The sequence below is a fragment of the Arsenicibacter sp. R0_47 genome (assembly GCF_057652235.1).
In genome coordinates, this window is sequence record NZ_JBYFCJ010000099.1 from 1 (window position 1) to 1,052 (window position 1,052).

General features: G+C 48.1%; 1 protein-coding gene. It reads right to left on the reverse strand.

Annotation, left to right across the window (positions count from 1 at the left end; translation table 11 throughout):
- Positions 1–6: 6 nt before the first annotated feature.
- Entirely contained in the window at positions 7–1,011 is a 1,005-nt protein-coding gene (locus AC23NW_RS36170; protein WP_487455580.1) for an IS701 family transposase, read from the reverse strand.
- Positions 1,012–1,052: the final 41 nt, after the last annotated feature.

Here is a 1,052-nt window from a genome sequence, read left to right on the forward strand (position 1 = left end):
TAGGACTTACGCAAAGGCTAAGGTTGGTTTAACTAATTGCTGGCGCATATAATCGTCCAATAACCCTTGTTTGAGTTGGTAAACCGTTTTCTTGGTTTGATAGGCTAGCTCTTTGAAACGAACCCAGGTCAGCGTAGCCAGGGTAATGTGGTTGCGTTGGCTGCGGGCTAACCGACACTGACAGCATTCGAGGCCCGTGATTTGTTTGTCCTCACGGTGAAACTGCTCAACCGTCCAGCGAATACCGCTTTTTTCCTCAGCGGCCCTCGTATCGTGTTGAGTTAGATCGTTGGTAACGATATAATCCGTCCGGTGGGGAGACACCAGTACGCGGAACAGCTTGAAATACGTGTCCTGAGGCATCTTGTGGACTTTGATCCGTTTGCCTTCTTTGACATCCTGGGTTGACCAAGTCAGGTGAGAAACAGGCTGATAGAGTTCTTTGCCACCAGTATCGTCCACTTTGCGATTGCTCTTTAAGGGGCAATAGAAGGTTTTGCCCTCCGTCTGTAGCCATTTGAACACTTGCGTCACAGCGTACCAGGTGTCCATCAGCACGGTTTGATAGCTGATTTGACGTGGTTTGAGTTGAGCCAGCATATCAAAGACGTGGTCGATTTTGGTTTTGCCATCGGCATCAGGATTGAAGATGCGAAAGTCAATGAGCCAGAATTGATTGGTTTTGGGATTGACATAGACGCAGTTGACCACACCGATGCCTTTGATCAAGCCGTGTGCGTTGCCTGAGTACTGGTTCCGAACCAGTTCAATTTTGTGGCTGTGTTCTTTGTTGAGTACTGTATCGTCAAAAATGATGTAGCCATCGGGGTCAAGTTGGATGTGATGGCGCACCTGCTGCCAAACCGCACGAGGAGCGATCCGGGCAGTTTTGAGAAAGTATTGGACGTTATCGTGATTGATGCCCTCAAGGTGGTCAGCCAGATAAGTCGCCGTGTAGTTGATTTGACTACTCAGCAGAAACTGTCCGTAAAGTTGGGCCGTGACTTTCATGGCTTTTTTTGACTCAATTTAACTCTTTTGCGTAAGTCCTA